The sequence below is a fragment of the Endozoicomonas euniceicola genome (assembly GCF_025562755.1).
In the GTDB taxonomy this organism is placed as follows: Bacteria; Pseudomonadota; Gammaproteobacteria; order Pseudomonadales; family Endozoicomonadaceae; genus Endozoicomonas_A; species Endozoicomonas_A euniceicola.
On sequence record NZ_CP103300.1, the window covers coordinates 349,665 to 374,855 of the forward strand.

At 50.9% G+C, this 25,191-nt stretch carries 26 protein-coding genes; 3 read left to right on the forward strand and 23 right to left on the reverse strand.

Annotation, left to right across the window (positions count from 1 at the left end; all coding sequences use genetic code 11):
• Positions 1-8: 8 nt before the first annotated feature.
• Positions 9-1,316 carry an anaerobic C4-dicarboxylate transporter gene (locus NX720_RS01405; RefSeq protein ID WP_262598913.1) on the reverse strand — a complete coding sequence of 436 codons (1,308 nt, stop codon included), beginning with the start codon at positions 1,314-1,316 and terminating at the stop codon, positions 9-11.
• 128 nt (positions 1,317-1,444) lie between these two features.
• Positions 1,445-3,046: a bifunctional aspartate transaminase/aspartate 4-decarboxylase gene (locus NX720_RS01410; protein WP_262598915.1), complete on the reverse strand. Its 1,602-nt coding sequence runs from the start codon at positions 3,044-3,046 to the stop codon at positions 1,445-1,447.
• Positions 3,047-3,194: 148 nt separating this feature from the next.
• On the opposite strand from NX720_RS01410, the gene NX720_RS01415 reads away from it, so the two are divergent.
• A complete protein-coding gene (locus NX720_RS01415; protein ID WP_262598916.1) occupies positions 3,195-4,520 on the forward strand; it encodes a DASH family cryptochrome in 1,326 nt (441 codons plus the stop codon).
• A 112-nt stretch (positions 4,521-4,632) separates the two neighbouring features.
• Here NX720_RS01415 and nqrF read toward each other — a convergent pair whose 3' ends face one another.
• From nqrF to NX720_RS01460, 9 genes are all read right to left on the reverse strand, one after another.
• A complete protein-coding gene (nqrF, locus tag NX720_RS01420) occupies positions 4,633-5,862 on the reverse strand; it encodes an NADH:ubiquinone reductase (Na(+)-transporting) subunit F (protein ID WP_262598918.1) in 1,230 nt (409 codons plus the stop codon).
• 16 nt (positions 5,863-5,878) lie between these two features.
• Positions 5,879-6,475 (reverse strand): NADH:ubiquinone reductase (Na(+)-transporting) subunit E, encoded by a 597-nt coding sequence (gene nqrE, locus NX720_RS01425; RefSeq protein WP_262598919.1) that lies wholly within the window; start codon positions 6,473-6,475, stop codon positions 5,879-5,881.
• A 3-nt stretch (positions 6,476-6,478) separates the two neighbouring features.
• Positions 6,479-7,144 (reverse strand): NADH:ubiquinone reductase (Na(+)-transporting) subunit D, encoded by a 666-nt coding sequence (locus NX720_RS01430; protein WP_262598920.1) that lies wholly within the window; start codon positions 7,142-7,144, stop codon positions 6,479-6,481.
• Positions 7,144-7,938 (reverse strand): Na(+)-translocating NADH-quinone reductase subunit C, encoded by a 795-nt coding sequence (locus NX720_RS01435; protein ID WP_262598921.1) that lies wholly within the window; start codon positions 7,936-7,938, stop codon positions 7,144-7,146. The genes NX720_RS01430 and NX720_RS01435 overlap by 1 nt, the downstream gene beginning before the upstream one ends.
• The gene (locus NX720_RS01440; RefSeq protein ID WP_262598922.1) at positions 7,938-9,134 is read right to left on the reverse strand and encodes an NADH:ubiquinone reductase (Na(+)-transporting) subunit B; all 1,197 of its coding nucleotides are present in this window, start codon (positions 9,132-9,134) and stop codon (positions 7,938-7,940) included. Before NX720_RS01440 ends, NX720_RS01435 begins: the two co-directional genes overlap by 1 nt.
• Before the next feature lie 6 nt (positions 9,135-9,140).
• Complete coding sequence (locus NX720_RS01445) at positions 9,141-10,463, reverse strand: Na(+)-translocating NADH-quinone reductase subunit A (RefSeq protein WP_262598923.1); 1,323 nt, start codon at positions 10,461-10,463, stop codon at positions 9,141-9,143.
• 688 nt (positions 10,464-11,151) lie between these two features.
• Complete coding sequence (locus tag NX720_RS01450) at positions 11,152-11,928, reverse strand: TatD family hydrolase (protein WP_262598924.1); 777 nt, start codon at positions 11,926-11,928, stop codon at positions 11,152-11,154.
• A gap of 131 nt (positions 11,929-12,059) precedes the next feature.
• A complete protein-coding gene (locus NX720_RS01455; protein ID WP_262598925.1) occupies positions 12,060-12,782 on the reverse strand; it encodes a C2H2-type zinc finger protein in 723 nt (240 codons plus the stop codon).
• A 191-nt stretch (positions 12,783-12,973) separates the two neighbouring features.
• Complete coding sequence (locus NX720_RS01460) at positions 12,974-13,678, reverse strand: C2H2-type zinc finger protein (RefSeq protein ID WP_262598926.1); 705 nt, start codon at positions 13,676-13,678, stop codon at positions 12,974-12,976.
• Between the two features lie 174 nt (positions 13,679-13,852).
• Between NX720_RS01460 and NX720_RS01465 the strand changes: the two genes are divergently transcribed.
• Both NX720_RS01465 and NX720_RS01470 read left to right on the forward strand, forming a co-directional pair.
• Positions 13,853-13,996, forward strand: a complete 144-nt coding sequence (locus tag NX720_RS01465; RefSeq protein ID WP_262598927.1) for a lactonase family protein — start codon at positions 13,853-13,855, stop codon at positions 13,994-13,996.
• Between the two features lie 172 nt (positions 13,997-14,168).
• Positions 14,169-15,089: a hypothetical protein gene (locus tag NX720_RS01470; RefSeq protein ID WP_262598928.1), complete on the forward strand. Its 921-nt coding sequence runs from the start codon at positions 14,169-14,171 to the stop codon at positions 15,087-15,089.
• A 325-nt stretch (positions 15,090-15,414) separates the two neighbouring features.
• On the opposite strand, the gene NX720_RS01475 is transcribed toward NX720_RS01470, so the two are convergent.
• The 12 genes from NX720_RS01475 to NX720_RS01530 form a co-directional block, all read right to left on the reverse strand.
• Complete coding sequence (locus NX720_RS01475; protein ID WP_262598929.1) at positions 15,415-15,765, reverse strand: PilZ domain-containing protein; 351 nt, start codon at positions 15,763-15,765, stop codon at positions 15,415-15,417.
• Between the two features lie 34 nt (positions 15,766-15,799).
• Positions 15,800-16,795, reverse strand: coding sequence for a DNA polymerase III subunit delta' (locus NX720_RS01480; protein ID WP_262598930.1), 996 nt, complete (start codon positions 16,793-16,795; stop codon positions 15,800-15,802).
• The gene (tmk, locus tag NX720_RS01485; RefSeq protein ID WP_262598931.1) at positions 16,795-17,448 is read right to left on the reverse strand and encodes a dTMP kinase; all 654 of its coding nucleotides are present in this window, start codon (positions 17,446-17,448) and stop codon (positions 16,795-16,797) included. The genes NX720_RS01480 and tmk overlap by 1 nt, the downstream gene beginning before the upstream one ends.
• Positions 17,448-18,494, reverse strand: coding sequence for an endolytic transglycosylase MltG (gene mltG, locus NX720_RS01490; protein WP_262598932.1), 1,047 nt, complete (start codon positions 18,492-18,494; stop codon positions 17,448-17,450). The genes tmk and mltG overlap by 1 nt, the downstream gene beginning before the upstream one ends.
• Positions 18,487-19,311, reverse strand: coding sequence for an aminodeoxychorismate lyase (gene pabC, locus NX720_RS01495; protein ID WP_262598933.1), 825 nt, complete (start codon positions 19,309-19,311; stop codon positions 18,487-18,489). Before pabC ends, mltG begins: the two co-directional genes overlap by 8 nt.
• Positions 19,312-19,319: 8 nt before the next feature.
• Positions 19,320-20,573, reverse strand: a complete 1,254-nt coding sequence (fabF, locus tag NX720_RS01500) for a beta-ketoacyl-ACP synthase II (RefSeq protein WP_262598935.1) — start codon at positions 20,571-20,573, stop codon at positions 19,320-19,322.
• Positions 20,574-20,867: 294 nt separating this feature from the next.
• Positions 20,868-21,101, reverse strand: a complete 234-nt coding sequence (gene acpP / locus NX720_RS01505; protein ID WP_262598936.1) for an acyl carrier protein — start codon at positions 21,099-21,101, stop codon at positions 20,868-20,870.
• A gap of 212 nt (positions 21,102-21,313) precedes the next feature.
• Complete coding sequence (gene fabG, locus NX720_RS01510) at positions 21,314-22,060, reverse strand: 3-oxoacyl-ACP reductase FabG (protein ID WP_262598937.1); 747 nt, start codon at positions 22,058-22,060, stop codon at positions 21,314-21,316.
• Positions 22,061-22,083: 23 nt separating this feature from the next.
• Complete coding sequence (gene fabD / locus NX720_RS01515) at positions 22,084-23,019, reverse strand: ACP S-malonyltransferase (RefSeq protein WP_262601695.1); 936 nt, start codon at positions 23,017-23,019, stop codon at positions 22,084-22,086.
• A gap of 210 nt (positions 23,020-23,229) precedes the next feature.
• A complete protein-coding gene (gene plsX, locus NX720_RS01520; RefSeq protein WP_262601697.1) occupies positions 23,230-24,234 on the reverse strand; it encodes a phosphate acyltransferase PlsX in 1,005 nt (334 codons plus the stop codon).
• Between the two features lie 44 nt (positions 24,235-24,278).
• Positions 24,279-24,452, reverse strand: a complete 174-nt coding sequence (gene rpmF / locus NX720_RS01525; RefSeq protein ID WP_262568236.1) for a 50S ribosomal protein L32 — start codon at positions 24,450-24,452, stop codon at positions 24,279-24,281.
• Positions 24,453-24,464: 12 nt separating this feature from the next.
• Positions 24,465-25,019 carry a YceD family protein gene (locus NX720_RS01530; protein ID WP_262598938.1) on the reverse strand — a complete coding sequence of 185 codons (555 nt, stop codon included), beginning with the start codon at positions 25,017-25,019 and terminating at the stop codon, positions 24,465-24,467.
• Positions 25,020-25,191: the final 172 nt, after the last annotated feature.

The window sequence follows — 25,191 nt, forward strand, 5'->3', positions numbered from 1 at the left end:
GATTCGGATCAGAGCCCAAGAATCATCGGGGCAAGCACGAAAGCAAATGACACACACAGTGAGATACACAGGGTTCCCGGCAGGAAGAACGGGTGATTAAACACCAGCTTGCCAATTCGCGTTGAGCCGGTTTCATCCATTTCAACCGCAGCCAGCAGCGTTGGATAAGTCGGCAATACAAACAGAGCTGATACGGCTGCGAAAGAGGCAATAGCGGTCACCGGATCAACCAGAGTCAGGGCGGCTGGCATCAGCGCCCGGGTAGTGGCAGCCTGTGAGTAAAGCAGCATGGAAGCAAAAAACAGAGTGACCGCCAGTAGCCATGGATAGCCAACCAGAATATTACCCGCCATCGCCTTAATACTCTCGATATGAGCCCCCACAAAAGTGTTACCCAACCATGCAACACCCAGCACACACATTGCCGCACTCATACCAGACTTAAACGTCTGAGCCTTAATAATATCGCTGGTATCAATTTTACACAGTATGACAATCATGCAGGCAGCAAACATCATAAACAGCATAATGGCAGAGTCTCGGGGCAAAGCCGGGTTCTCAATCAGTCCAACCGTTGGGCTGATGGCTGTTGCATAAATCACGACAGCCAGAATACTGAGCGCAAAAATCAAAACCGACAGACCAGCAGTGACTTTCGGGGTCGCCCTCTCATCACGCTTACGCTTTCTGATCAGGCCTGCCGCCATGCGCTCCTGGTAGATTTCATCTTTTTCCAGATCCAGCCCCAGAAAATTGCAAACACAGGCCGTCAGCATAACAGCCACAAAAGAAGTCGGGACAGAAATCGACAGTAGATCCAGATAGCCCACATTGTAGGGTTCCAGAAAATCACTGAAGACAACCACAGCAGCAGACACCGGGGATGCGGTAATGGCAACCTGCGAGGCAATAACAGCAATACTTAAAGGCCGGGATGGGCGAACACCATTTTCTTTAGCCACCTCCGCGATAACCGGGAGTGTCGAAAAGGCAGTATGCCCCGTACCTGCCAGCAACGTCATAAAATAAGTCACTGTCGGTGCCAGAATGGTGATGTATTTAGGCTGACTGCGCAGAATCATCTCAGCCTTTTTAACCAGCCAGTCCAAACCACCCGCCACCTGCATGGAAGCAACGGCACCAATAACCGTCATAATAATGAGTATGACGTCAACAGGAATGGAACCGGGCTCCAGACCCAAACCCAGCGTGAGAACCAGAACACCGATCGCGCCAGCAAAACCAACGCCAATACTACCCAGACGAGATCCCAGATAAATACATGAAAGAACGACAACCAACTGAACCCAGATCATAAGCAACTCCAATGACAACAAAGCGAATGACGAACACTCTTTTGATCAACAAACGTTCAGATTTGCTCACTGAGTATAAAGCATGTCGGAAAGTATTAAGGTTTTGGGCGTCCTTATTTATTCGGCATTTAGTCGTTTAGAGAACGCTCCTGTTCATGGCAGTACTCCTGAAAAAACTCATCCAGCACCTGTCGGGCGAACTGCCCGATAGCCGCATAATTAGCAAGGGTCAGGTTAGCCAGCGAAACCCGCACCGCAGGCACATGCACATCAAAACCGGCGGCAGGCAGCAGCACAATACCGGTTTCGTCCGCCAGCCGGAAAAGAAACTCGGCACAACTGTGCCGACCCAGAAACCAGTCAGCAAAAGCCTGACTATGCAGACGACTGGCCAGCAACCCCAGATCCAGTAATGTGTAATAACCGACAATAGATTCTGAAGGCTCCTCCGGCAGGCCGATATTCTGGTAAAGGGTTTGGTAACGGGAACGAATTAACCGTTTAGCACCGCGTTGATAATGGCCTTCACTGTCAATCAGGCTGCCCAGGGCAAACAGCGTCATCTGCAATTGCTGAGGTGCAGACAACCCTGCGCTGTGATGCAGAGCTACCGAACGACTATCGGCCACCAGTCGCTCAAGAAATGGCAGCTTCTTTGGTTCAGAAGAGATGGAAGCGTAGCGAGCGTTTACCTCATCATCATTCTTATCCTGCACCAACTGGTCATAAACAGAGTGTTTATGCAGGGCAATCACCCCCAGTCGCCAGCCTGTTGCCCCAAAGAACTTGGAAAAAGAGTAAACGCACAAAGTATTACGAGGACAGGTGGCAAATAATGATATAAAGCTGTCTGCAAAGGTCGCATAAACATCATCAGTCACCACCAGCAAATCCTGTCGTTGACTCTGGATCAGCTTCGTCAGAGCCTGAAGTGATGACTGACTTAATGCGACCGATGGCGGATTACTGGGATTAACCAGGCAGAGAAGCTTAATATCAGGGTCATTCAGTTTATGAAGCTCATCAGGCGACAACTGCCAATTACTTTTTTCATCCGCTTCCAGCTCAACAACATGCAGCTGATAATCAGCCAGTTCAGGAATTTCCAGATAGGGCGTAAAAATCGGAGTCAGCAGCGCAACCCTGTCACCCGCTGACAACAAACCATTGGCATGCAGTGACTGAAAAATATAGCTCATGGCAGCTGTACCGCCTTCGGTCGCAAACAGGTGAAAGTCATCCCCGGCTTTCAATCCGTCACACAATTCCTGCCGCAGGTAAGCTTTCACTACCGGCTCAAAGTATTTCAGCATCGACATCGGTTGTGGGTAATAACAGCCCAGCGAAGCATTGACCATCTCCGCCAGCAGCTGTTCAGGCAATATACCCAGCTGGTCCTTAACCAGTGACAGCGCCGCCTGAATAAAGCGCATGCCGACAGCGTCTTCGTGATTGTGGCGAAACACCTCAAACCGCTGCAGCATACCATCGGTTTCCGGCAAACCACCAAAACCACTGTTCAGGTAGGAATAAGATCGCTCCGCTTCCTGCAGAGCAAATTCACCCAGCTGTAAAAAAGCCCGCCTGGGCGCAATCGCAAGAAAATTGGGATTGCCCCGCCCGGCATTCAACATCATGCGATCGGCATGGGAGGAGGCAATAGCAAGAAGTTGATCCTTGAATTCAAAAGGGCTGATTGATTGGCTATCATTGTCGTTTAGGTCAGACATCCTGAAAAAACCATCTAGCTCAAAACTAATGAAAACATAGTTCATACTTTCAAAATCATTCAAATTCCAGCGATCAGTCAGGCTTGAAATTTTTATTGCCGGCAGGCTCTGGCATTGAACTGCGGCATGTCGCAGAAGGTGGTCATTCTTGCAAGATACTGTACTGTTTCTTTTTACCAACGACCTAAGGTTGAGCGACAACCCCGCCTTTTTGGCCGCTGCCGGTAATAGCCGGCGACTGTTGTGTTGTTTTTGTGTTGACCCATGCTGGTTTCGCCCCGGCAGATTCACCACTCACCCTATGGGAAAACATCGCTGGCGTTTTCTCCGGGAAAGTATCAAAAGCCTTGAGGGCCAGCTTGCAGCAAGACAGCAAAAACTGCTCATTCGCTTCCAGACTCCTCGCACCACGATCAGACAACTGGTTATGGCACACGGCATCAGACGGGTTTACCGCAGCCGGCAGGTCGGGTTTGAAGAAAACAGCTATTGGCTTGACCTTAAACAAAGCCTGCCGTCGGTTCAGTTTACTGAGGTGGAAACCTCAACGCTTTTTAACGCACGACAGCTGCCTTTCAAACCGGAGGACTTACCGGAAACCTACAGTCAGTTTCGGCGCAAAGTCGAACAATTACCCCTGACAGCACCTGCCATCGCCCCGGATCTGATTCCGGCTCCCATGACAGGGCTTAACTACCAGGCGGACCCGCTGCCACCAGTCAGCCAGGACTCACTTCCCTCTACACTCTTCACTGGCGGAGAAGAAAATGGGCAGAACCAACTCACTCGCTATTTCCTGACTCAACAGCCTTCAACTTACAAAGAAACCCGCAATGCTTTACAGGGCTGGGAGAACTCAACCAAATTCTCGCCCTGGCTGGCCCTGGGTTGCCTGTCTCCCCGACAGGTGGCTGATGCACTCAAACACTATGAGTCGGAAGTGACGGCTAATGAATCCACCTACTGGATTTTTTTTGAATTATTGTGGCGGGAATATTTCCAATGGTACTCACTGAAACACGGAGTACGCTTGTTTTCTCTGAAAGGCATTAAGCGGAGCCACCGCTTGTCCTGCTTCTATCCTGAACGATTTCAGAAATGGTGTGCTGGCAATACCCCATGGCCAATTGTTAATGCCTGCATGAAAGAACTGAAAGCAACAGGCTACCTTTCCAATCGAGGACGACAACTGGTTGCCAGCTGCTTTATCCATGAGCTTGGGATCGACTGGCGCTATGGCGCAGCGTGGTTTGAGGAACAGTTGATTGACTATGATGTCGGCAGTAACTGGGGCAACTGGCAATACCTGGCAGGAGTGGGTGCTGACCCAAGGGGAATCCGGCATTTTGATCTTGAGAAACAGACTCGTCAGTACGACCCCAATGGCACTTATATTCGATACTGGGGAGGTGAAAAAACCAGCCCACTGGATTCTGTTGATGCTGCCGACTGGCCCATTGACCCGAAACAGTAAAGTCGCCACTTACGGAGTTTAACGACTTGTAGCAACCAAAGAAAATGCCGGAAGCCCGACAGCCCCCGGCATTTTTCTAACCATCTTTTGTCGTACAACTTAGCAGTATGGATTAACCACCAAAGTCGTCCAACATAATGTTTTCAGGTTCAACACCCTGATCTTCCAGCATCTTGATGACGGCCTGGTTCATCATGGGTGGTCCACACATGTAGAACTCGCAGTCTTCAGGTGCGGCATGATCCTTCAGGTAGTTATCCAGCAATACCTGGTGGATAAAGCCGGTGTATCCTGTCCAGTTGTCCTCTGGCAGAGGGTCGGACAAGGCCAGATGCCAGGTGAAGTTTTCGTTTTCTTCCGCCAGCTTGTCGAACTCTTCTACATAGAAAGCTTCACGCAGTGAGCGGGCACCGTACCAGAAAGAGATCTTACGCCTGGAAGACAGACGCTTCAGCTGATCAAAGATATGAGAACGCATGGGCGCCATACCCGCACCGCCGCCAACGAATACCATTTCGGCGTCGGTGTCCTTGGCAAAGAACTCACCGAATGGTCCGTATACGGTCATCTTGTCGCCCGGCTTCAGGTTGAAGACGTAAGAAGACATCTTACCCGGTGGCAGTTGATCCTGACCCGGAGGTGGAGAAGCGATACGAATGTTGAACTTCAACAGCCCCTTCTCTTCCGGATAGTTCGCCATGGAGTAAGCACGAATAGTGGTCTCATCCACTTTAGACACATACTTCCACTGGTCAAACTTGTCCCAGTCGCCACGGTACTCTTCCTGAATCTCGAAATCCTTGTAACGAACTTCGTGGGGAGGACACTCCAGCTGCACGTAACCACCAGCACGGAAGTTAACGTCTTCGCCTTCAGGCAGTTTCAGAACCAGTTCTTTGATGAAAGTCGCCTGGTTGTCGTTGGAAACAACCTCGCACTCCCATTTCTTAACGCCGAACAGTTCCTCTTCCACCTCGATCTTCATGTCCTGCTTTACAGCTACCTGACAGGCCAGACGATAACCTTCTTTCTCTTCACGCTTGGTGAAGTGGGCGCGTTCGGTGGGAAGCATTTCACCGCCACCGTCCAGCACCTTACAGGTACACTGCGCACAGGTACCGCCACCGCCACAGGCGGAAGGCAGGAAGACACCGGAGCCCGCCAGGGTAGTCAGTAGCTTGCCACCTGCGGCTGTGGTAACAGCCTTTTCAGGGTCTTCGTTGATGTCGATGGTGACATTACCGGTGCTGACCAGTTTGGAGCGAGCAGCCAGAATTATCGCGACGAGCGTCAACACGATCACGGTAAAAATGGCGACGCCATAAATAATGTTTAAGTCCATAACTTACGCGATCCTCTTACAGCTGAATGCCAGAGAAGGACAGGAAGCCCAGGGACATCAGACCAACAGTGATGAAGGTGATACCCAGGCCACGCAGACCCGCAGGCACGTCGCTGTACTTCAGCTTTTCGCGGATACCTGCCAGCGCGGCGATTGCCAGCGCCCAGCCCACACCAGAACCCAGACCAAATACCACAGATTCAGCCAGGTCATACTCACGCTGTACCATGAACAGGGAAGCACCCATGATTGCGCAGTTTACGGTGATCAGCGGCAGGAACACACCCAGGGCGTTGTAAAGTGCCGGTACATATTTGTCCAGAAACATTTCCAGAATCTGTACCAGGGCCGCGATAACACCGATGTAGGTAATCAAGCCCAGGAAGCTCAGGTCAACACCGGGTACCAGCGCGCCTTCACGCAGGACATGCTGGTAGATCAGGTTGTTAATCGGCACGGTGATAGTCAGTACAGCGACAACCGCCACACCCAGACCCACAGAGGTCTTGACCTGCTTCGACACCGCCAGGAAGGTACACATACCCAGAAAGAAAGCCAGCGCCATGTTTTCTACGAACACTGCTTTCACAAAAAGTGAGATTAAATGTTCCACGGTTTAATGCGCCTCGCTGAACTGAGTGTTTGCAGCCATCTTGAACTCAGGCTCTTCAACCTGCCTGGCATCAAAAGTACGGATCGCCCAGATCAGCAGACCGATCAGGAAGAACGCACTGGGTGCCAGCAGCATCAGGCCGTTTGGTACATACCAGCCACCGTTGTTGACGGTCTGCAGGATTTCAACACCAAACAGGTTGCCGGCACCGAACAGCTCACGGAAGAATGCCACGATCAGCAGCACCGCACCGTAGCCCAGGCCATTACCAATACCATCCAGAGCGGACAGCTGCGGACCGTTCTTCATGGCAAAGGCTTCCGCGCGACCCATAACGATACAGTTGGTGATGATCAGACCCACGAATACCGACAGCTGCTTGGAGATGTCGTAGGCGTAGGCTTTCAGTACCTGGTCGACCACGATTACCAGCGAAGCAATAACGGTCATCTGACAGATGATTCGAATGCTGTTGGGAATGTGGTTACGAATCAGGGATACCACAAAGTTGGAGCCAGTGGTTACAGCGATTACTGCAATCGCCATCACCAGACTCACCTGCATGCTGGTGGTCACCGCCAGCGCAGAACAGATACCCAGAATCTGCAGCGTGATCGGGTTATTTTTTACGACCGGTTCCAGCAGGATATCTTTAGCTTTCTCAGCCATTATGCCTCTCCCGCTTTCAGGTTAGTCAGGAATGGTTTAAAGCCCTGATCCCCCATCCAGAACTGGAGCAGGTTGGACACACCATTCGAAGTCAGGGTTGCACCTGCCAGACCATCGATCTGCTCAGAAGCACCCGGATTGGAAGGGTCAACGGCACCCTTGATAACATGCAGGGCCACGTTACCCCTGTTGTCATAGACCTTCTTGCCGGGCCAGCGGCCTTTCCAGATCGGGTTATCGACTTCGCCACCCAGTCCCGGTGTTTCCTTCTGGTCGTAGAAACCAAAACCAACGACAGTGTCCAGGTCTTTGATATCCAGAGCCAGGAAGCCGTACATGGTAGACCAAAGACCATAGCCGTGTACTGGCAGCATGATGCTTTCCGTTTTACCGTCTTTCTCAATCAGGTAAACCTTGGCAACATTGGCCTGACGAATAATTCCGGCAATATCCTGAGCACCTTTCAAGGCACGGGACTCAGCAGGCTCTTTGGCCGCTGTGCGCTGATCGTAGGCCGCAATTTCTTCCTCGGAAGCCTGCACATACTTACCGGTTTTCAGGTCAACCAGTGCCGGTTTAACCTGTGCGTACAGTTTTTGCACTTCTGCGGCATCCAGTGCTCTGGCGTTTTTCGCCAGGCCGGAAATACTCAGAATATTACGCTGTACGTCCAGAACCACGTTGTGATCCTGAATCGGCTTCAGGGATACCGCTGCAAAAGACACCACAATCGAGCAGGCCAGGGACAGCAGGATGGTGACCAGCAGGGTCTTTTTAGTAGAGTCATTGCTCATCAGGCACGAGCCTCCCTACGCTTGATATTGGCTTCAACCACAAAGTGGTCAATCAGCGGCGCAAACAGGTTGGCGAACAGGATAGCCAGCATCATACCTTCCGGGTAAGCCGGGTTAACAGTACGAATCAGTATCACCATGACACCAATCAGGGCACCATAATACCAGCGACCCGTATTAGTCATGGACGCCGACACGGGATCAGTGGTCATGAAAATCAGACCGAAGGCGAAACCACCCAGAACCAGGTGCCAGTACCACGGCAGGGCAAACATGGCATTCGTATCGGAACCGACCAGGTTGAACAGGGTCGCGGTGGCAATCATACCCAGCATGGTGCCTGCCACAATTCTCCAGGAAGCGATACCGGTGAACAGCAGAACCGCACCACCAATGAAGATCGCCAGAGTAGAGGTTTCACCCATGGAACCCTGCATGGTGCCAATAAAGGCCTGACCCCAGCTCATCATGTGAGAAACAGCTTCCACACCGCCCTGCTGGGCAACACTCAGCGCTGTCGCGCCGGAGAAGCCGTCAACCGCCGTCCACACCAGGTCACCGGAAATCTGTGCCGGATAAGCGAAGAACAGAAACGCACGGCCTGTCAGAGCCGGGTTCAGGAAGTTCTTGCCAGTACCACCGAAGACTTCTTTACCGATAACAACACCGAAGGAGATACCCAGAGCCACCTGCCACAGTGGAATCGTGGGCGGAACGATCAGGGCAAACAGGATGGAGGTCACGAAGAAGCCTTCGTTAACTTCATGCTTGCGGGTGATCGCGAACAGGATCTCCCAGAATACACCCGCCGCAAAGGTGACAATGTAGACCGGCAGGAAGTGCGCTGCTCCATAGATCATGTTATCCCACAGGCTTGCAGGGTTGTGTCCCGCCAGCAGGTTAATGATCCAGCCGTGCCAGTCAGATGGCGCAGCCAGGCCACCGGCAATAGCAGTGTTTGCCTGGTAACCGATATTCCACATACCAAAGAACATGGCAGGGAAGGCACAGAACCAGACGATACCCATCATACGCTTCAGGTCAACAGCGTCGCGTACGTGGGAAGTGTTATGAGTTTTGTCTGGAACGGAGTAGAACAGCGAGTCTGCCGCTTCAAACAGTGCGTAAAACGTCTCGTACCGGCCACCTTTGGTAAAGTGAGGCTCGAGAGAGTCAAGGATTTTTCTAAGTGCCATAACTGATCAGCCCTCCACTTCAATGCGAGTCAGATTGTCACGCAGGATCGGACCGTACTCGTACTTGCCCGCGCACACATAAGAGCACAGGGACAAATCTTCCTCGTCCAGTTCCAGCGCACCCAGTTTCTGCGCCTGTTCAGTGTCGCCTACCACAATGGCACGCAGCAGCTGAGTCGCCAGAACATCCAGAGGCATCACTTTTTCGTACTGTCCCACGGGAACCATGGCTCGTTCGCCACCGTTGGTTGTGGTCGTGAAGTCCAGCTTCTTACGACTGAACAGCACTTTCAGTACAGAGTGACGCTTAACCATTGGGTTGGCCCAGCCGAGGAACAGGCGCTCATCGCTGTTTTCCAGAACGGACAGTTGGTTGTGGTAACGCCCCAGGAACGCGAACGCGCCTTCAGCGGTTCGGCCACCAAATACGGAACCGGAAATCACACGGTTGGTACCGGCTTTCATTTCGCCGGCGGTCAGCTCGTCGGTGCTGGCACCCAGGCGGGTACGAATCAGACGAGGCTTGTCAACCTGAGGACCCGCCAGAGCCACCACCCGGTCAGTGAACAGTTTACCGGTGGTAAACAGTTTGCCGACAGCGATAACGTCCTGATAGTTAATAGTCCAGACGGTTTTGGTAGCGCTAACCGGATCCAGGAAGTGAATGTGTGTACCGGCCAGACCGGCAGGGTGAGGACCGTCGAACTCTTCAGCGGTAGCGATGCTCGCAGGAATGCGTGCGCCCGGTGCTTTACACAGAAATATTTTGCCGCCACTCAGCTTGCCCAGAACGGTAATACCGGTCTCGAACGCTTCCTTGTGCCCAGCGATAACCACTTCCGGATTCGCAGCCAGAGGGTGAGTATCAATAGCGGTAACAAAGACAGAGTTCGGACGGGAACCCAGTTCAGGTACCTTACTGAACGGGCGGGTACGCAGTGCAGTCCACAGGCCGGACTCGTTCAGGTTCTCCTGAACCTGTTCGGCAGTCAGGCCAGCCAGCTCTGCAGTTTTATAGGCAGTAAAGGTTTCTTCTTCGTTGCCATCGATATCAATGACAACAGACTGAAGAACACGCTTCTCACCACGGTTCACAGCAGCAATAGTGCCACTGGCAGGAGCGGTGTAACGCACTCCAGGTGTTTTCTTGTCGGTAAAGAGCAGTTGCCCTTTTTTAACTCGATCTCCGGCAGCAATCGCCATGGTAGGCTTCATGCCTACGTAGTCAGAACCGATCACAGCGACGGAGCGAACGGCCCGCCCTTCTGTAATGGTCTGTTCAGGCGATCCTGAAATCGGGAGATCCAGCCCCTGTTTGATTTTGATCATACCTTTCGCCTAATCAATCAATTTTCAGGTCAGGAATAACCCGCCTCTCCGATGAACGATAAATGACAACTAATCCTCGCTAGAACAACACATGTTTGAGCAACACTTGCTAAAACACTCGTCTTGAAGAAAGCCCTGATCAGCACACAAAAAAAGACTCCGCTCTCCGTCAATCTGGAAAGGAGCCTTTCTTCGAGTTTCCCAAGGTCATTGGCATTTTTGTTTACCCCTAATCCAGCTAACATATGCCGCACTTAGACTGCCAACAATCTGGCATCATCATTTCTCCTGCGCTGCAACCTGCCACCAATAAGCGCTGTGAATCTATAGCCAGTCAATTTAACTTACTATCGTTCTAAAAACGCTAAAAAGGTCAAAATATACCCGTAGTCCCTGCCAGTCTTTTATCAATTCACCATGGAAAAATGGTGGCGCAATTATAAATAGACTGGCCGCGATATTCCATACTCCACACGGCTCTTACTGACATATTATTTACTTACCATATTAACCAAGCAGGAATTATACAGACTCAGACACAAGTTGCACTTGGTACTTGATCAGAAAAGAATCAGTAGTAAACTTACATCCACTGTAAACAGCCCTTATCCTCAAGGATGTATACGGTTATTCATCCCTTTTGGTGCATATTCCACTCTGCTTCTTTCAACTATGAAGGCGTGACGAATCAACTGGCCAGAGAAAACACTTTAAAGAAATTATCCGCAGTCCGCTGGATAAGGGTTTCCTCCGAAACACCTTTCAGAGAGGCCACGAACTTTGCGACATCCGGCAGATACTTTGGTTCGTTAGACTTGCCCCGGTGAGGAACCGGCGCCAGGTAGGGTGAGTCGGTTTCAATCAACAGTCGGTCCAGTGGCATTTTTCGCACCACATCGCGTAAGGCATCCGCATTGCGAAAAGTGACGATACCGGAAACAGAGATATAAAAATTCATATCCATGGCCGCTTTCGCCATATCCCAGCTTTCGGTAAAGCAGTGCAGAACGCCTGAATACTCTTTATCGGCATGCTCATCCAGCAACGTCAGCGTATCTTCACGGGCGTCACGGGTATGAATAATGACGGGCAGGGAACACTGTCTGGCCGCTTCCAGATGAGTGATAAAGCGTTGCTGCTGAACGGGGATATTGCCTTTGGAATAGTAGTAATCCAGACCCGTTTCACCGATAGCAACAACATGCTCGTTACTGGCCAGCTGAACCAGCTGCTCCAGCGAAGCCTCGGGACCGTCTTTTTCCAGAGGATGAACACCAACAGAGGCAAAGACATCATCGTAACGGCTGGCAATATCGACAACGTCATCCGCATTGTCCAAATCGATACCGATACAGAGCATTCGTTCCACACCCGCGTCACGGGCAGCCTGCACGGCACGATCAAGATCGCCATCGTATTGATCCAGCTTTAGCCGGTCGAGATGGCAATGAGAGTCAATCAACATAAGATAGGTATGAATCTATGAAAACAAGCTTCAATTTAAGCAAATCATTGATTAAACGGCTAGCGTGGATACTTCGCCTGATCCGGAAGCAATGAACGGGAAAGCTGTCAAAAGTCAATAAAGCCGGAGTCTCACTCTTGCTGACAGGAGGCATCCTCCGTTGATATACCCCAAAGGTCATACGGGTCAACTTCGTCGGGAACACCATAATCGACACTGCTGACGCTCTCACCGGTTGCTGAGGTCACTGTCGTCAATGTAGCCGAAGGCGTATAAGTCACCTCAACATGAGCACTCCCCATTTGAGACGCTACGTCACTGATAGTCTTCGTATGGCTGGAAGACGTTATAGTCAGAGTCGTTCCCGTAACCACCCCTGAAGGCTCGACCTGCGAATGTACAGCAGTTGAACGTACACTCCCACTGGCCTGGTCAGGGTGTCGACTTAGTTTGTGTGAATTAGCACCGTCTAAACGATTGAATGTTTTACCGCATACATCACATTTATAAGGCCGTTCAGCTGAATGTATTCGTTCATGTCTGACAAGAGAATCTTTCCGGGAGAAATTCGCCCCACAAATTCCGCATTCATGAGGGCGCTGTTGAGCATGGGTATTCAGATGCCTTTTAAGTTGTTGCTTTGTTCTGAAATCCCTTTGACATATGTTACACACATGATCCCTGGCACCGGTATGAATGAGCATATGACGCGAGAGAGATCCGGGAACGGAAAACTTCCTACCACAGACGTCACACCCAAAAGGCTGTTCACCGGTGTGGACTCGTATGTGATTAGACAGCACCGTTGAAGACTGAAAAACCCGGTCACAGTGAGGGCATTGATGAATAGGCATATCAGCTTCTCCTTGAATGATACATTGGGTATCAGGAAAGAAAGCCTGTGGCGAAGGTTATAGACAAGCTGGCAGAAAATCACAAGCGAAAGCTGCTTGTGCATGGGCGATCTCATTTGGCCCGGGCAATAAAACTGCCCCCAACATCCGACCTCTATGGTGCCCCCCCACTCTTGCTGACTGGAAGTGCCCTAAATTGATATATCCCAAAGGTCATCCGGGTCAACTTCGCCGGGAACACCATAATCGACACTGCTGACGCTCTCACCGGTTGCTGAGGTCACTGTCATCAATGTAGCCGAAGGCGTATAAGTCACCTCAACATGAGCACTCCCCATTTGAGACGTTACGTCACTGATAGTCATCGTATGGCTGGAAGACGTTGTTATAGTCAGAGTCGATGTCGTAACCACCCCTGAAGGCTCGACCTGCGAACGTACATTAATTGAACGCCCACTCCCACTGGCCTGGTCAGGGTGTTCTCTTTGCCCGTGTACCTTAAGAGTGGATGGACGTTTGAATGATTTACCGCATACATCACATTCATAAGGCCGTTCATCTGTATGATTTCGTTCATGGACTTTAAGATTATAAGCCTCGGTGAAAGCCTTTCCACAAGTTTCGCATTTATAATCACGCTTATTATTACTATGAGTTACCAGATGCCTCTTAAGGTGCGATTTCCTGCTAAAGTCCTTTTGACATATTTCACACACATGCTTCCGTTCGCCGGTATGAATGAGCATATGATTCGTTAAAGTTGCTTTGTGGGCAAACCTATGACCACAAACCCCACACGCAAAAGGCTTTACACCAGTGTGGCCTCGCTGGTGTCTTTTCAGTTCCGACGGGCTCCCACAAATCCGGTCACATTGAGGGCATTGATAATTAGGCATATCAGCTTCTCCTTGAATGATACATTGGGTATCAGGAAAGAAAGCCTGTGGCGAAGGTTATAGACAAGCTGGCAGAAAATCACAAGCGAAAGCTGCTTGTGCATGGGCGATCTCATTTGGCCCGGGGCAATAAAACTGCCCTAAAATCTGGCCTCTGCAACCTGATTGTCGGCGATGGCATCAAACCGTGAGCATAATACTATCGCCCTTTACAAAATTCAGGCTGCGACTGGTGGCCAGAACCCGATTGCACCCATGGCTGTCAATGCACCCAATCAGGACGGCAGGGAAAAATCCAGCGCCAGAACAAACGAATAATGGCGTTGGCATGTGAAGGTCATATGGAGTAGTTAATTGACCTCCGTCATAGCCGGAGATTTGCCTGTGTTAATTAGCACTCCTGATGATATGGAATAGTCTAACCTTTTTCCTTCAACAATAGATAAGCACTATAAAAATACTCGATCCCGGGGTTGAAGAGGAAAGGTTCATGATAATAGACAGACGAAATTTTGGTATTTTTCTATTTTTAATTACTTTGTTGTTTCTAACAGTTACTCCAGAGGGTAATGCTTATGTTAACTCTTATTCAGTCAGTGATTCGACTGTCTTAGTTAATACAACAGATACCGATAATACAACCTATGAATACCCTGCTCGATATATTGTGGCGCCTAACGGAGTCCAGCTCAAAGGTTTTTATTTAGACTCTGAAGCCGGCTTTACCATAGGGAAGCCTCTAAAAATATCATTGTCGAAAAAGCATCATGATAAGGAGCCCAACACCGCCTTAGAGTCTGTTATTAAGCGATTGGGAGAAGTGACTGAAAGCATCATCACTAAGCGCCCCATTCCAAACCTGATATTAGATTTTAACTCGTCGGGTCGACATATTAATTGGATTTTCATGACAAGCTATATTTTTCAGGACACCCATATTAATGCATATAATCTAATCAGTTCATCACACCTTCGGCCTTCGGAGCACGGAGAGTTTCGCTTCAATGGTGATAAGCACTATTTAGGATACTTTTGGATAATGTTTTACCCCGATTCAACCATACTCTGGGCTGATTTAGTTGTTGTATATCTTGATCAGGACGTTTACCTGCTTATCCATAACAAAGGCTTCGAATTTCTTGACCTTAAGGGTTTCAGCAAATTCATAGAAGTGACTCTAAAGGCGGGACGTTCATGGCAAACTGCAACCCTGAAAAACACACTAAGTCAATACGTTTATTACTTACTCCAATCCTCACTGTTATACGATACCTCTATCTCAAAAATCATTTCCTTTAAGATACTCGGCGGCCTTTCTGCTGGCCTTGCTGGCATTTATGGGATGAGTCTGCTTTACAAGGACTCCCTGGCAGGCTTTATTACTAACCGAAAGTTTAAAAAAGGCAGATGAAAAAACTAAAGCTGAAAATTATAACGAAGAGGATCGTCACCTCAGCTCTCTGGATATCAGTCTAGACGAAAGCCATTGTAAAAAAGTTTGTGGATATAAAATACAGGCTCAATGCACACAAAAAGGCAAGGCTCTGAATATTCCTAATCGCACAAGAAACTCCTAATGGTTGATTACAACTCTATTTTGAACTGCTGACCTTCAATGGGTTTGATGCAACCCTAACGGACGAGTTCAACCATTAGCTGGATTTGTGATCAGTTAGCGAAGTAACGTAAGTCACAACCAAATGAGAGCATCCTGTACTTATACTTTCTATTGGGTTTTACATCGTGCTGTTAGGTCGATCAGATTGCAACGACCCTGTCAGGTAAGTTTCAATTTTGGAGCGGACAGCATCGGTAGGATCGGTAAACTGAACACCAATCCCCGCTTCCCGTCCGCCCTGAGCGCCGATGGGTGTCACCCAGATGACTTTTCCCGAAACCGGAATTTTCTCCGACTCATCCATCAGCGTCAGCCGGATAAACACCTCATCACCCAACTGGTATGAGCGGGACGTCGGTATAAACAGACCACCTCCTGAGATATACGGCATATAGGAGGCATAGAGCGAGGAAGAATCCTTAATGGTCAGGGATAAAATACCTGACATTCCAGCTTTTCCACGATTCATGATACCCTTCCCTCTCTTTTATTGTTCTTTTCGCTCAGACGACTAAATCAAGATATCGGCAAAACACCCCTTCCATCAACATCTGCGCATTCAGGTTGCCTCCCTCCAACAGGGATTGGCGCTGTTTTATCAGCCAGTCCCGAGCCTCCAGTATCTGTCTTGAAGGCGATTTACCGGCAATATAACCCAGCATTTTGAGCAAATCCTGATTACGCAACCCACTGGCATCACTGCCTGCAAGACTCACTTTAACCGCATCATCCAGCCAGCTCCCCAGCCAGCTGAGGGTCAGCACCAGATCATCCCCCTGCCATTCTTTAGCCAGCTCCACAGGGGAGTGCTCGCCTTTTAACAGACCCTTAACCCCTTTGATCAAATCCTGTCGTTTATCCAGCACACCCTGTTCCGCAAACCGCCTTGCCTCCAGCGGCGCCCCTCCGACCAGATCCAGCAAGGTTCCGGACGAAATACTTTCATCCAGATACTGAGCCAGCCAGTTCAGGGCTGAGACGCGATCAGGGCAGGGAAACATCAACTGCTGACAACGACTGCGAATGGTGGGCAGCATATCACCGGCACGAGCACTGACCAGCAGGAACAGAGTATTTTCCCCAGGCTCCTCCAGGCACTTCAGCAGAGCATTGGCAGCATTAATATTCATAGCTTCAGCCGGATTCATGATGATCACTCTCCGCCCCCCCTGCTGCGCCGTTTTATGGGCAAACTCGTTTAACCTGCGGATTTTATCAATACGAATCGGCCTGCCCGGCTCATCCGGCTCGACAATCGTAATATCAGGGTGAGTACCTGCTTTCAGCAATTCACACTCTTTACAGTGACCGCAGTGCTGAAACGGTGTTGGTGACTTGCATAACAGGTAAGCTGCCAGCGCCCTGGCAAACTGGAACTTGCCCACACCCGGCATTCCCCGCATCAGGTAAGCATGGGCCAGCGTGTCACGCTGGCTACGGGTAATCATTTGCCGCCACAGATCATCTTGCCAGGGCAAAGGGTTCCAGCTATCGGTCATCAACGATCTCCCAGGCGACGCTCCAGCGTCGAAATCAACTGAGCTTTCACCACTTCCAGCGGTTGCCCGGCATCAATCACCTCAAACTGCTCCGGAAACTGGCGGGCTCGTTCCAGATAGGTATTGCGCACACGATTAAAGAAGTCCATGGCTTCCTGTTCAATACGATCCAGCTTACCGCCCTGCTTTAAGGCACGATTACGAGCCCGGGTCAAACCAACTTCCGGCTCAACATCCAATAATATTGTCATATCCGGACGACACTCACCCTGCACCAGGGTTTCAAGGGTAGCAATCTGCTGCACATCCAGCTGTCGACCACCGCCCTGGTAGGCAAAGGTTGCATCGGTAAAACGGTCACACAGCACCACCTGCCCACGCTTCAGAGCCGGTTCAATATTATGGAACAGGTTCTGGGAACGGGCGGCAAACATCAACAGCAGTTCGGTAATATCTGCAACCGCCTCATCGCCATGATCCAGCAGCAGGCTGCGCAGATTCTCAGCCATTGGCGTGCCGCCCGGTTCACGGGTTTCAGTAAAGTCAATGCCGCGACTGCCCAGCCACTGCTTAATCACATTCACCGCTGTGGTTTTACCTGCACCTTCGCAACCTTCAATGGTCAGAAAAAATCCTGTGTTGGCTGATGCCATTACTGTGCCTCCAGAGTCGAACGATAATCCTCTCTGCGTTCGACTATTTGATACTTTCGCACGGCGCGATTATGTTCCGCCAGTGTTTCTGAAAAATGGTGCGTTCCGTCACCCCTGGCAACGAAATAGAGCGCTTTACCGCCTTTCGGATTGAGCGCGGCATTGATCGCCTCCCGCCCCACAAGAGCAATAGGCGTCGGTGGCAAACCATGTCGTGTATAAGTGTTATAGGGCGTATCTTCACGCAGCATGCGACGACTCAAACGTCCCTGATAACGATCACCCATGCCATAAATCACGGTAGGATCAGTCTGCAGGCGCATGCGCTTACCCAGACGACGAACAAAGACACCGGAAATTTCCGGACGCTCCCATCCGGCACCGGTTTCCTTCTCAATCAGCGACGCCATGATTAGCGCCTCATAAGGGGTTTTATAAGGTAGCTTCTTGCTTCTGACTTCCCACTCTTCGGCCAGCACACTGCTCATACGAGCATTCGCCCGACGCAGCACCGACTCAACCGTATCCCCGGCCTGAAAAAAGTAAGTATCCGGATAAAACTGTCCTTCCGGATTACCTTCAATACCCAGCTCTGCCAGCAACCGCTGAAAAGCGTCTCCGTCCAGAGGTTGTGACAACTTTTCATGTTCGTTCAATACCTGCAACGCTTCACCAAGCGTAGAACCTTCAACCAGTACCACGTCGTAATAACGCACATCGCCGCTGACAAACATCTGCAACAGCTCATGTTTATTGATACTGCCGGGAATCAGGTAGTCTCCGGCGTGAATGCCACCGGCCACATTATCATCGATACGTGCCAGCAGGCGTATCACCTGCGGGTACTCAAGCCAGCCAGCATCAGACAGACGGCTGGCAACGCGAATCAGAGAATCACCGGGACGAATGGTAAACTCCAGCACCTCCTCCGGATTCTCCCTTAAAGGCTGTTCGGCGTACCAGTTCAGGCCCACCCAGGCCAGCCCCGCCAGCAACACCAGTGTAAAAAACCCGCTGAAGATTCCCAGCAGCAACTTCTTAACCATTCAATACTTCCAGAACACGATCCCTGACGGTCGCCGTGACCACACCCACCGGCCAGCTGATATGCCGGTAGCGGGCAACAGGCCAGACACCGTTAACACTGTTACAGACAAACACTTCATCAGCATTCAGCAGGGTCTGCTCATCCAGTTCCTGAACAACAACCGGTACTCCCCACCCAGATGCCTGACGCAAAATAAATTCACGACAAATGCCGCTTACCCCGCACCGATTCAGTGCCGGAGTGTATAGCGTACCATTTTTAACCAGAAACAGGTTGGTCATTGTCCCTTCAACCGGCAGACCATCCAGATCCAGCATTAACCCTTCCTGGAACTCCGAACCGTCCCATTCGGCCCTTGCCAGTACATTTTCCAGACGATTCAGGTGCTTCATTCCAGCCAGACTATTGTGTCCAAGGCGGGTTGAGCAGGGATACAGGGTGATTCCGGCATTACGATTGCTTTCCGGATGCTTCGGCAGAGCATGAAAGGAAAGAATTCGTCTTGCCCCGGAACAACCAGCCGGATTATAACCTCGCCCGCCACTGCCACGGGTGATCAACACCTTTAAGACCCCGCCAGATGCCGATTGCAGCGACAGGAAAGTTGCCACTTCCTCCATCAGCCACTCAATATCAAGCGTTATAGCCAGTCGATTCAAACCTTTTGCCAGTCTCTGCCAATGAAACTCTGCCAACGTAGGGCGACGCTTTACAATCCGAATCGTTTCGAACAGCCCATCCCCATAAGCCAGCCCCCGGTCAGTCGCCGGTACACTACTGACAGGCTCACCATCCACCCAGATATCCGTTTTCATCCGCAAAATCAATCCAACCGGGAAAACGCCAGAGTAACATTAGTGCCGCCAAACCCGAATGAGTTGGTCAGCACATGCTCAGCCTGAATTTTACGGAATGTATCCGGCACATAATCGAGGTCACACTCCTGGTCAGGATTCACCAGATTAATGGTGGGTGGTGCCAGCTGTTCCTGCAAAGACTTGATGGCAAAAACTGCTTCCAGAGAACCGGCAGCGCCGAGCAGGTGACCGGTCATCGACTTGGTAGAACTAACCGCCAGCTTATGAGCATGAGCACCAAACACTTTATGTATCGCCCTGGTTTCAGCAATATCTCCCACAGGCGTTGAAGTGCCATGGGCATTAATATACGACACCTGTTCAGGTTTCAGGCCCGCATCTTCAAGAGCCGACTGCATAGCCCTGGCGGCACCACGACCACCTTCAGGTGGAGACGTCATGTGATGGGCATCGCCACTCATACCGACGCCACTGAGTTCAGCATAAATAGTGGCACCACGACGAACCGCATGTTCATACTCTTCCAGTACCACGACAGCTGCACCATCGCCCAACACAAAACCATCCCGGTCTTTATCCCAGGGACGACTGGCCAGCTCAGGCTCATTATTTCGGCTCGACAATGCCCGGGCTGCGGCAAAACCAGTCATTCCCAGCGCGGAAGAACCTTTTTCCGTACCGCCAGCCACCATCACGTCGGCATCGCCGTAAGCTATCGCTCTGGCTGCCAGCCCAATGGAATGACTGCCACTGGCACAGGCTGTCGAAGTAGCGAAGTTAGGTCCCTGAAGGTTGTAGGTCATGGAGAGCCAGCCCGCAGCCATATTAATAATGGCGGCCGGAATAAAAAACGGAGATATACGACGAGGTCCGCTTTTCTGCAGGGTATTGTAATTATTTTCAATCGTTGTCAGACCACCAATTCCAGAACCAATAGCCACGCCATAGCGATGGGCGTTGCCCCCGGTAATCAGGCCTTCTGCATCCAACCCGGCATCTTTGATGGCTTCAATGCCAGCAACCATACCGTACTGTATAAAAACGTCCATTTTGCGGGCATCTTTGGGATTCATATAATCCCCGGCCTTAAAGTTTTTCACCGTTCCGCAGATTTTGACGCTGTAATTTTCAGCATCCAGGTGCTCAATAGTATGAATACCACTCTGTCCCGCCAACACCGACTGCCAGCTATGAGCCACCCCTATACCCACTGGGCACAAAGTACCAAGACCAGTAACAACGACCCTTCTGTGTGACAAGAGCAACCTCCCGGAAATGCTTTTTTTTCGAACTCGTTACGATAATGTTTCGCCTGGTGCAGCAACCAATGACCAACACTAAGGGAAGCAGCAGAACATAATATACCGCTGTTGGCTGTTGGCTGTTGGCGGTTGGCTGTATGAGCAGCTAATAGCCAAAAGCCAACAGCCCGGTAAGTTATTGAATGCTGCGCCCCTAACTCAAGACTGTTAAAATCTTATTTCACCAGAAAAACAAAAACCGCACACAAATCAATGTGTGCGGTTTTTGCTTGGCATGCAACCAGGGTTTGATCAGGAGTGAGCTACGACGTAGTCGACAGCTTCCTGAACAGTGGTGATCTTCTCAGCTTCTTCATCAGGAATCTCAGTTTCGAATTCCTCTTCCAGAGCCATCACCAGCTCTACTGTATCCAGAGAGTCCGCGCCCAGATCCTCTACGAAAGACGCACTGATGGTGACTTCCTCTTCTTTTACGCCAAGCTGTTCGCAAACGATCTTTTTGACGCGCTCTTCAATGGTGCTCATAACCTAGTTGTGCTCCTGTCGATATTCGATAGCGATGCCAAAAGAGAGCCCAGCATCGCGGTCAGTTACTTTATATGATCGATTACGGTAATTTCAAGCTAAGCCCTGTGTATTTACCGTAACTCGAGACATTTGTTTCAAATTGATGCGCTCATTTTGCACTCACTGACAACCGGTTACAAACGATTTTCCGTGCAAAAGTCAGCTATTCATCAGCTCATGTACATGCCGCCATTAACATGCAGGGTTTCCCCGGTAATGTAACCGGCTGGCTCGCTGGCCAGAAAAGCGACTGCCGCAGCAATTTCTTCCGGCTGCCCAAGGCGTGCCGCTGGAATCTGGCTCTGCAACGCTTCACGCTGAGCTTCCGGCAACTCTTTGGTCATATCCGTGTCGATAAACCCTGGCGCTACTGAGTTTACCGTAATGTTACGGGAACCTACTTCTTTAGCCAGAGACCGGGCAAAGCCTTCAGCCGCCGCCTTGGTGGCCGCGTAGTTGGACTGGCCACCGTTACCCATGGAGCCAACCACAGAGCTGATATTGATAATGCGACCCCAGCGGGCTTTAGTCATACCACGCAGTACCGCTTTACTCATGCGGTAGATAGCATTCAGGTTGGTGTCGATCACCGACTCCCACTCATCCTCCTTCATACGCATCAGGATATTGTCACGAGTAATACCGGCATTGTTCACCAGAATCTGTGGCGCGCCAAACTCTTCAGTCACTGCCTTTACAACCGCTACGCAATTATCCGCAGAAGTGACATTCAGCGCCATGCCACAGCCACGAACATCAGCTTCAGCAAAAGTGGCAGAAATTTTTTCAGCCCCACTTTCAGTGGTCGCAGTCCCAACAACAATGGCACCCTTGCGCCCCAACTCCAGCGCAATCGCCCGACCTATGCCCCGACTGGCACCGGTAACAAGCGCTACTTTTCCTTCAAAATCAGACATACTTTCGCGTCCTGAGTCATTCATCATTCTTCTGTGGCCAGCAGCTCATCAAAAGCGGCCGCCGATTCCAGCACAGACACCGGAGTGCGACGAACAATACGCTTGTTCAGACCTGCCAGCACCTTGCCCGGACCACACTCAACAAAACGAGTGACTCCCGATTCGTTGAAACGGTTGATGGTTTCTACCCAACGCACAGGGCTGTATAACTGTGCCACCAGGTTACTGCGAATCTGATCCGGATCGGAGCAGGTATCAGCGGTCACATTATGAATTACTGGTATTTCGGGGGCTTTCAACTCAACGGACAGCAATTCAACCGCCAGCTTATCAGCAGCCGGTTTCATCAGGGCGCAATGGGAAGGCACGCTGACCGGCAACAGCATGGCACGTCTGGCACCCGCCTCTTTCGCCAGCCCTGCCGCACGCTCAACCGCCTGAACATGACCGGCAATAACCACCTGCCCCGGAGCGTTGAAGTTTACTGCTTCAACGACTTCACCCTGAGCCGCTGCGGCACAGATTTCCAGCACTGCGTTATCGTCCAGACCCAGCACCGCCGCCATGGCGCCGGCCCCCTGGGGTACGGCTTCCTGCATAAACAGGCCACGCTGACGGACAATACGCACGGCATCAGCAAACGGCATAACGCCGGCGCAGACCAGTGCCGAGTACTCGCCCAGACTGTGCCCGGCCAGGAAAGCGGGTTTAGCGCCATCAGACTTCTGCTCCCATAAACGCCACAGGGCAACACTGGCCGTCAGCAGTGCAGGTTGAGTATTCTCAGTCTGGTTCAGCACCTGGGCAGGACCTTCTGTAACCAGACTGAGCAAGTCAAAGCCCAGCACTTCGGAAGCTTCCGCAAAGGTCTGCTGTACGACAGGCGTTTCGATATGTTCAGCCAGCATACCGACTGACTGTGATCCCTGGCCCGGGAAGATAAATGCAAGCTTATCCATCATTGCTTTGGGTCATGTCCAGAAAAAACTCAGGCAATTATAGAAAAAGTCGAAGGAAAGGTGCGTAATTTTATGTTTCCATCTACCTGCGAAACGTACCAGAACGCCGGTTACGATTACACGAGGCTTACAACAATGAGACTTGCAAGGAGACAAGCCTGGAAACACGCCAGAAAACAGGCCGGAAAACAAGCACCACCCCGACATCGGTCAGAGCAGCATTTTTTCCACATCAGCCGCCAGTCTGGCAGGCACATCCTTACCAGCTTCCCGGACTGCCTGACAAATGGCCCGGTAGAAGCCCTTTTCATCGGCACCACCATGACTCTTGATCACAGTTCCCCGCAGACCGAGCAGGCTGGCACCATTATGTAATTCCGGATCAACCTTGCGGTTGAATTCTTTGAGAAGGGGGGAGAGTAATACAGCTAACCCTTGCGTGACAAGATTTCGACTGAATATCTCGGTCAGCGTGTCAGCGATCAGGCTGGCCACGCCTTCTCCGGTTTTCAGGGCAATATTGCCAGCAAAACCATCACACACCACTACATCGATATGGTCTGAAAAAATAGTATGCCCTTCGATATAGCCAATGTAATTTAACTGCTTATGTTCACTCAGTCGCTGATGGGCGACACGAACCCGTTCGTTGCCTTTTATTTCTTCTGTGCCAACGTTTAACAGACCAATTCTTGGCCGGTCGATACCATGCACCGCACTCGCCAGCTGCGACCCCATAATGGCAAACTGAACAAGCTGCATGGAGGTACAGTCAACATTAGCCCCAACATCCAGCAGCAAAGTACTGCCGTTTCGACTGGGAACACTGGCAGCAATCGCCGGGCGATCCACGCCAGCAAAGGTTTTCAGGACAAACCGCCCCATGGCCATCAACGCACCGGTATTACCTGCCGACACGCAGGCATCTGCACGCCCGTCAGACACACACTCCAGCGACTGCCACATCGACGAATGTCGCTTGGTTCGCAAAGCCAGAGAGGGCTTTTCATCCATTGCTACGGTAGCGTCGGTATGAACTAAAGAGAGTCGATCCCGGTCATAATGCCCGACATCATTAAGGTAGGATTGCAGCAGGTCGGTATCACCCACCAGCAGAAGTTCGAGATAGCTGAATGCGTTCAGCGCCCTGAGCGCCGCCCGGATACGTGAACGGGGACTTTCGTCCCCGCTCATGATATCAAGTGCGACCCGCATTCTCTGCGTCGAATTGAGTCGTCCCTGAAGCAATGTTCTGACTCTTATTTGTCAGCAACGACTTTCTTACCACGGTAGAAACCGTCGGCAGAAACGTGGTGGCGACGGTGAGTTTCACCGGTAGCGGCTTCCACAGACAGCTGAGCAGAAGTCAGGGCATCGTGGGAACGACGCATGTCGCGACGGGAACGGGTTTTACGGTTTTGTTGAACAGCCATGTGTCCACTCTCCTAATTCGTAGTATCTTTTTTCAGTTCGGCCAGCACGCTGAAAGGGTTACTGCTTGTCCGCTCTTCCTCTACCTGTTCAGCAAAGGCCTGAGCTTCTTCTTCCGACTCAGTGGTAAAGCTTTTCTGAGCCAGGCAGTCTTCAGGTGGATGATAGGCAACGATCGGAAGAGCCAGTAACAACTCTTCTTCCAACAGAGGCACCAGCTCAACCGGTTCTTCGCCCATCATCATTGGGTCAAAGTCTTCCGGCAAAGCCCTGGCTTGCTCATCTGTCAACACACCCATCAGCCGGAGGTCAGCAGTTACCGGTATGTCGGCTACATCCAGACAGCGCTGACAAATCATTTTCAGCGTTGCTGACACTGAGCCTTCCAGGATAACCCTGTGGTCTTCGCTCATATAAAAATGAAGTGAGACCTTAACCTCGCCCTTATCATCAGCCAGACTGTCCACCAGCTGGCCAAACTGTTCCAGAGCCAGCGAACCTTCAAACTGCCTGCCTTGACGCGCGAGTTTTCGCGGATCAAAGGCTTTGGGTAATTGCCCGATAATCATAAGGGCGCAATAATAGGGACATGTCACCCCTCTGTCAAAGGGTTTAACTGCGTATAAGACGAGAAAATCTGCTTAATATCTTGCCTGTCAAGGTTTTATTTGCAACCACGAGAATGCCGCCGCTTCCTCACCTGTAAATAAGCTTTGAAAATGAGCCTGACCTCCGGCAGAT

What these genes read in the sequence shown, in the direction of transcription:
- NX720_RS01455 (WP_262598925.1), bottom strand. Translation starts at nt 12,782, where the DNA reads ATGCCTATTCATCAATGCCCTCACTGTGACCGGGTTTTTCAGTCTTCA.
- NX720_RS01530 (WP_262598938.1), bottom strand. Translation starts at nt 25,019, where the DNA reads ATGATTATCGGGCAATTACCCAAAGCCTTTGATCCGCGAAAACTCGCG.
- NX720_RS01450 (WP_262598924.1), bottom strand. Translation starts at nt 11,928, where the DNA reads ATGTTGATTGACTCTCATTGCCATCTCGACCGGCTAAAGCTGGATCAA.
- plsX (WP_262601697.1), bottom strand. Translation starts at nt 24,234, where the DNA reads ATGCGGGTCGCACTTGATATCATGAGCGGGGACGAAAGTCCCCGTTCA.
- NX720_RS01445 (WP_262598923.1), bottom strand. Translation starts at nt 10,463, where the DNA reads ATGATCAAAATCAAACAGGGGCTGGATCTCCCGATTTCAGGATCGCCT.
- NX720_RS01405 (WP_262598913.1), bottom strand. Translation starts at nt 1,316, where the DNA reads ATGATCTGGGTTCAGTTGGTTGTCGTTCTTTCATGTATTTATCTGGGA.
- NX720_RS01470 (WP_262598928.1), top strand. Translation starts at nt 14,169, where the DNA reads ATGATAATAGACAGACGAAATTTTGGTATTTTTCTATTTTTAATTACT.
- fabG (WP_262598937.1), bottom strand. Translation starts at nt 22,060, where the DNA reads ATGTCTGATTTTGAAGGAAAAGTAGCGCTTGTTACCGGTGCCAGTCGG.
- pabC (WP_262598933.1), bottom strand. Translation starts at nt 19,311, where the DNA reads ATGAAAACGGATATCTGGGTGGATGGTGAGCCTGTCAGTAGTGTACCG.
- NX720_RS01475 (WP_262598929.1), bottom strand. Translation starts at nt 15,765, where the DNA reads ATGAATCGTGGAAAAGCTGGAATGTCAGGTATTTTATCCCTGACCATT.
- NX720_RS01440 (WP_262598922.1), bottom strand. Translation starts at nt 9,134, where the DNA reads ATGGCACTTAGAAAAATCCTTGACTCTCTCGAGCCTCACTTTACCAAA.
- NX720_RS01430 (WP_262598920.1), bottom strand. Translation starts at nt 7,144, where the DNA reads ATGGCTGAGAAAGCTAAAGATATCCTGCTGGAACCGGTCGTAAAAAAT.
- NX720_RS01460 (WP_262598926.1), bottom strand. Translation starts at nt 13,678, where the DNA reads ATGCCTAATTATCAATGCCCTCAATGTGACCGGATTTGTGGGAGCCCG.
- NX720_RS01480 (WP_262598930.1), bottom strand. Translation starts at nt 16,795, where the DNA reads ATGACCGATAGCTGGAACCCTTTGCCCTGGCAAGATGATCTGTGGCGG.
- nqrF (WP_262598918.1), bottom strand. Translation starts at nt 5,862, where the DNA reads ATGGACTTAAACATTATTTATGGCGTCGCCATTTTTACCGTGATCGTG.
- tmk (WP_262598931.1), bottom strand. Translation starts at nt 17,448, where the DNA reads ATGGCATCAGCCAACACAGGATTTTTTCTGACCATTGAAGGTTGCGAA.
- NX720_RS01465 (WP_262598927.1), top strand. Translation starts at nt 13,853, where the DNA reads ATGGCATCAAACCGTGAGCATAATACTATCGCCCTTTACAAAATTCAG.
- NX720_RS01410 (WP_262598915.1), bottom strand. Translation starts at nt 3,046, where the DNA reads ATGTCTGACCTAAACGACAATGATAGCCAATCAATCAGCCCTTTTGAA.
- fabD (WP_262601695.1), bottom strand. Translation starts at nt 23,019, where the DNA reads ATGGATAAGCTTGCATTTATCTTCCCGGGCCAGGGATCACAGTCAGTC.
- NX720_RS01435 (WP_262598921.1), bottom strand. Translation starts at nt 7,938, where the DNA reads ATGAGCAATGACTCTACTAAAAAGACCCTGCTGGTCACCATCCTGCTG.
- mltG (WP_262598932.1), bottom strand. Translation starts at nt 18,494, where the DNA reads ATGGTTAAGAAGTTGCTGCTGGGAATCTTCAGCGGGTTTTTTACACTG.
- acpP (WP_262598936.1), bottom strand. Translation starts at nt 21,101, where the DNA reads ATGAGCACCATTGAAGAGCGCGTCAAAAAGATCGTTTGCGAACAGCTT.
- rpmF (WP_262568236.1), bottom strand. Translation starts at nt 24,452, where the DNA reads ATGGCTGTTCAACAAAACCGTAAAACCCGTTCCCGTCGCGACATGCGT.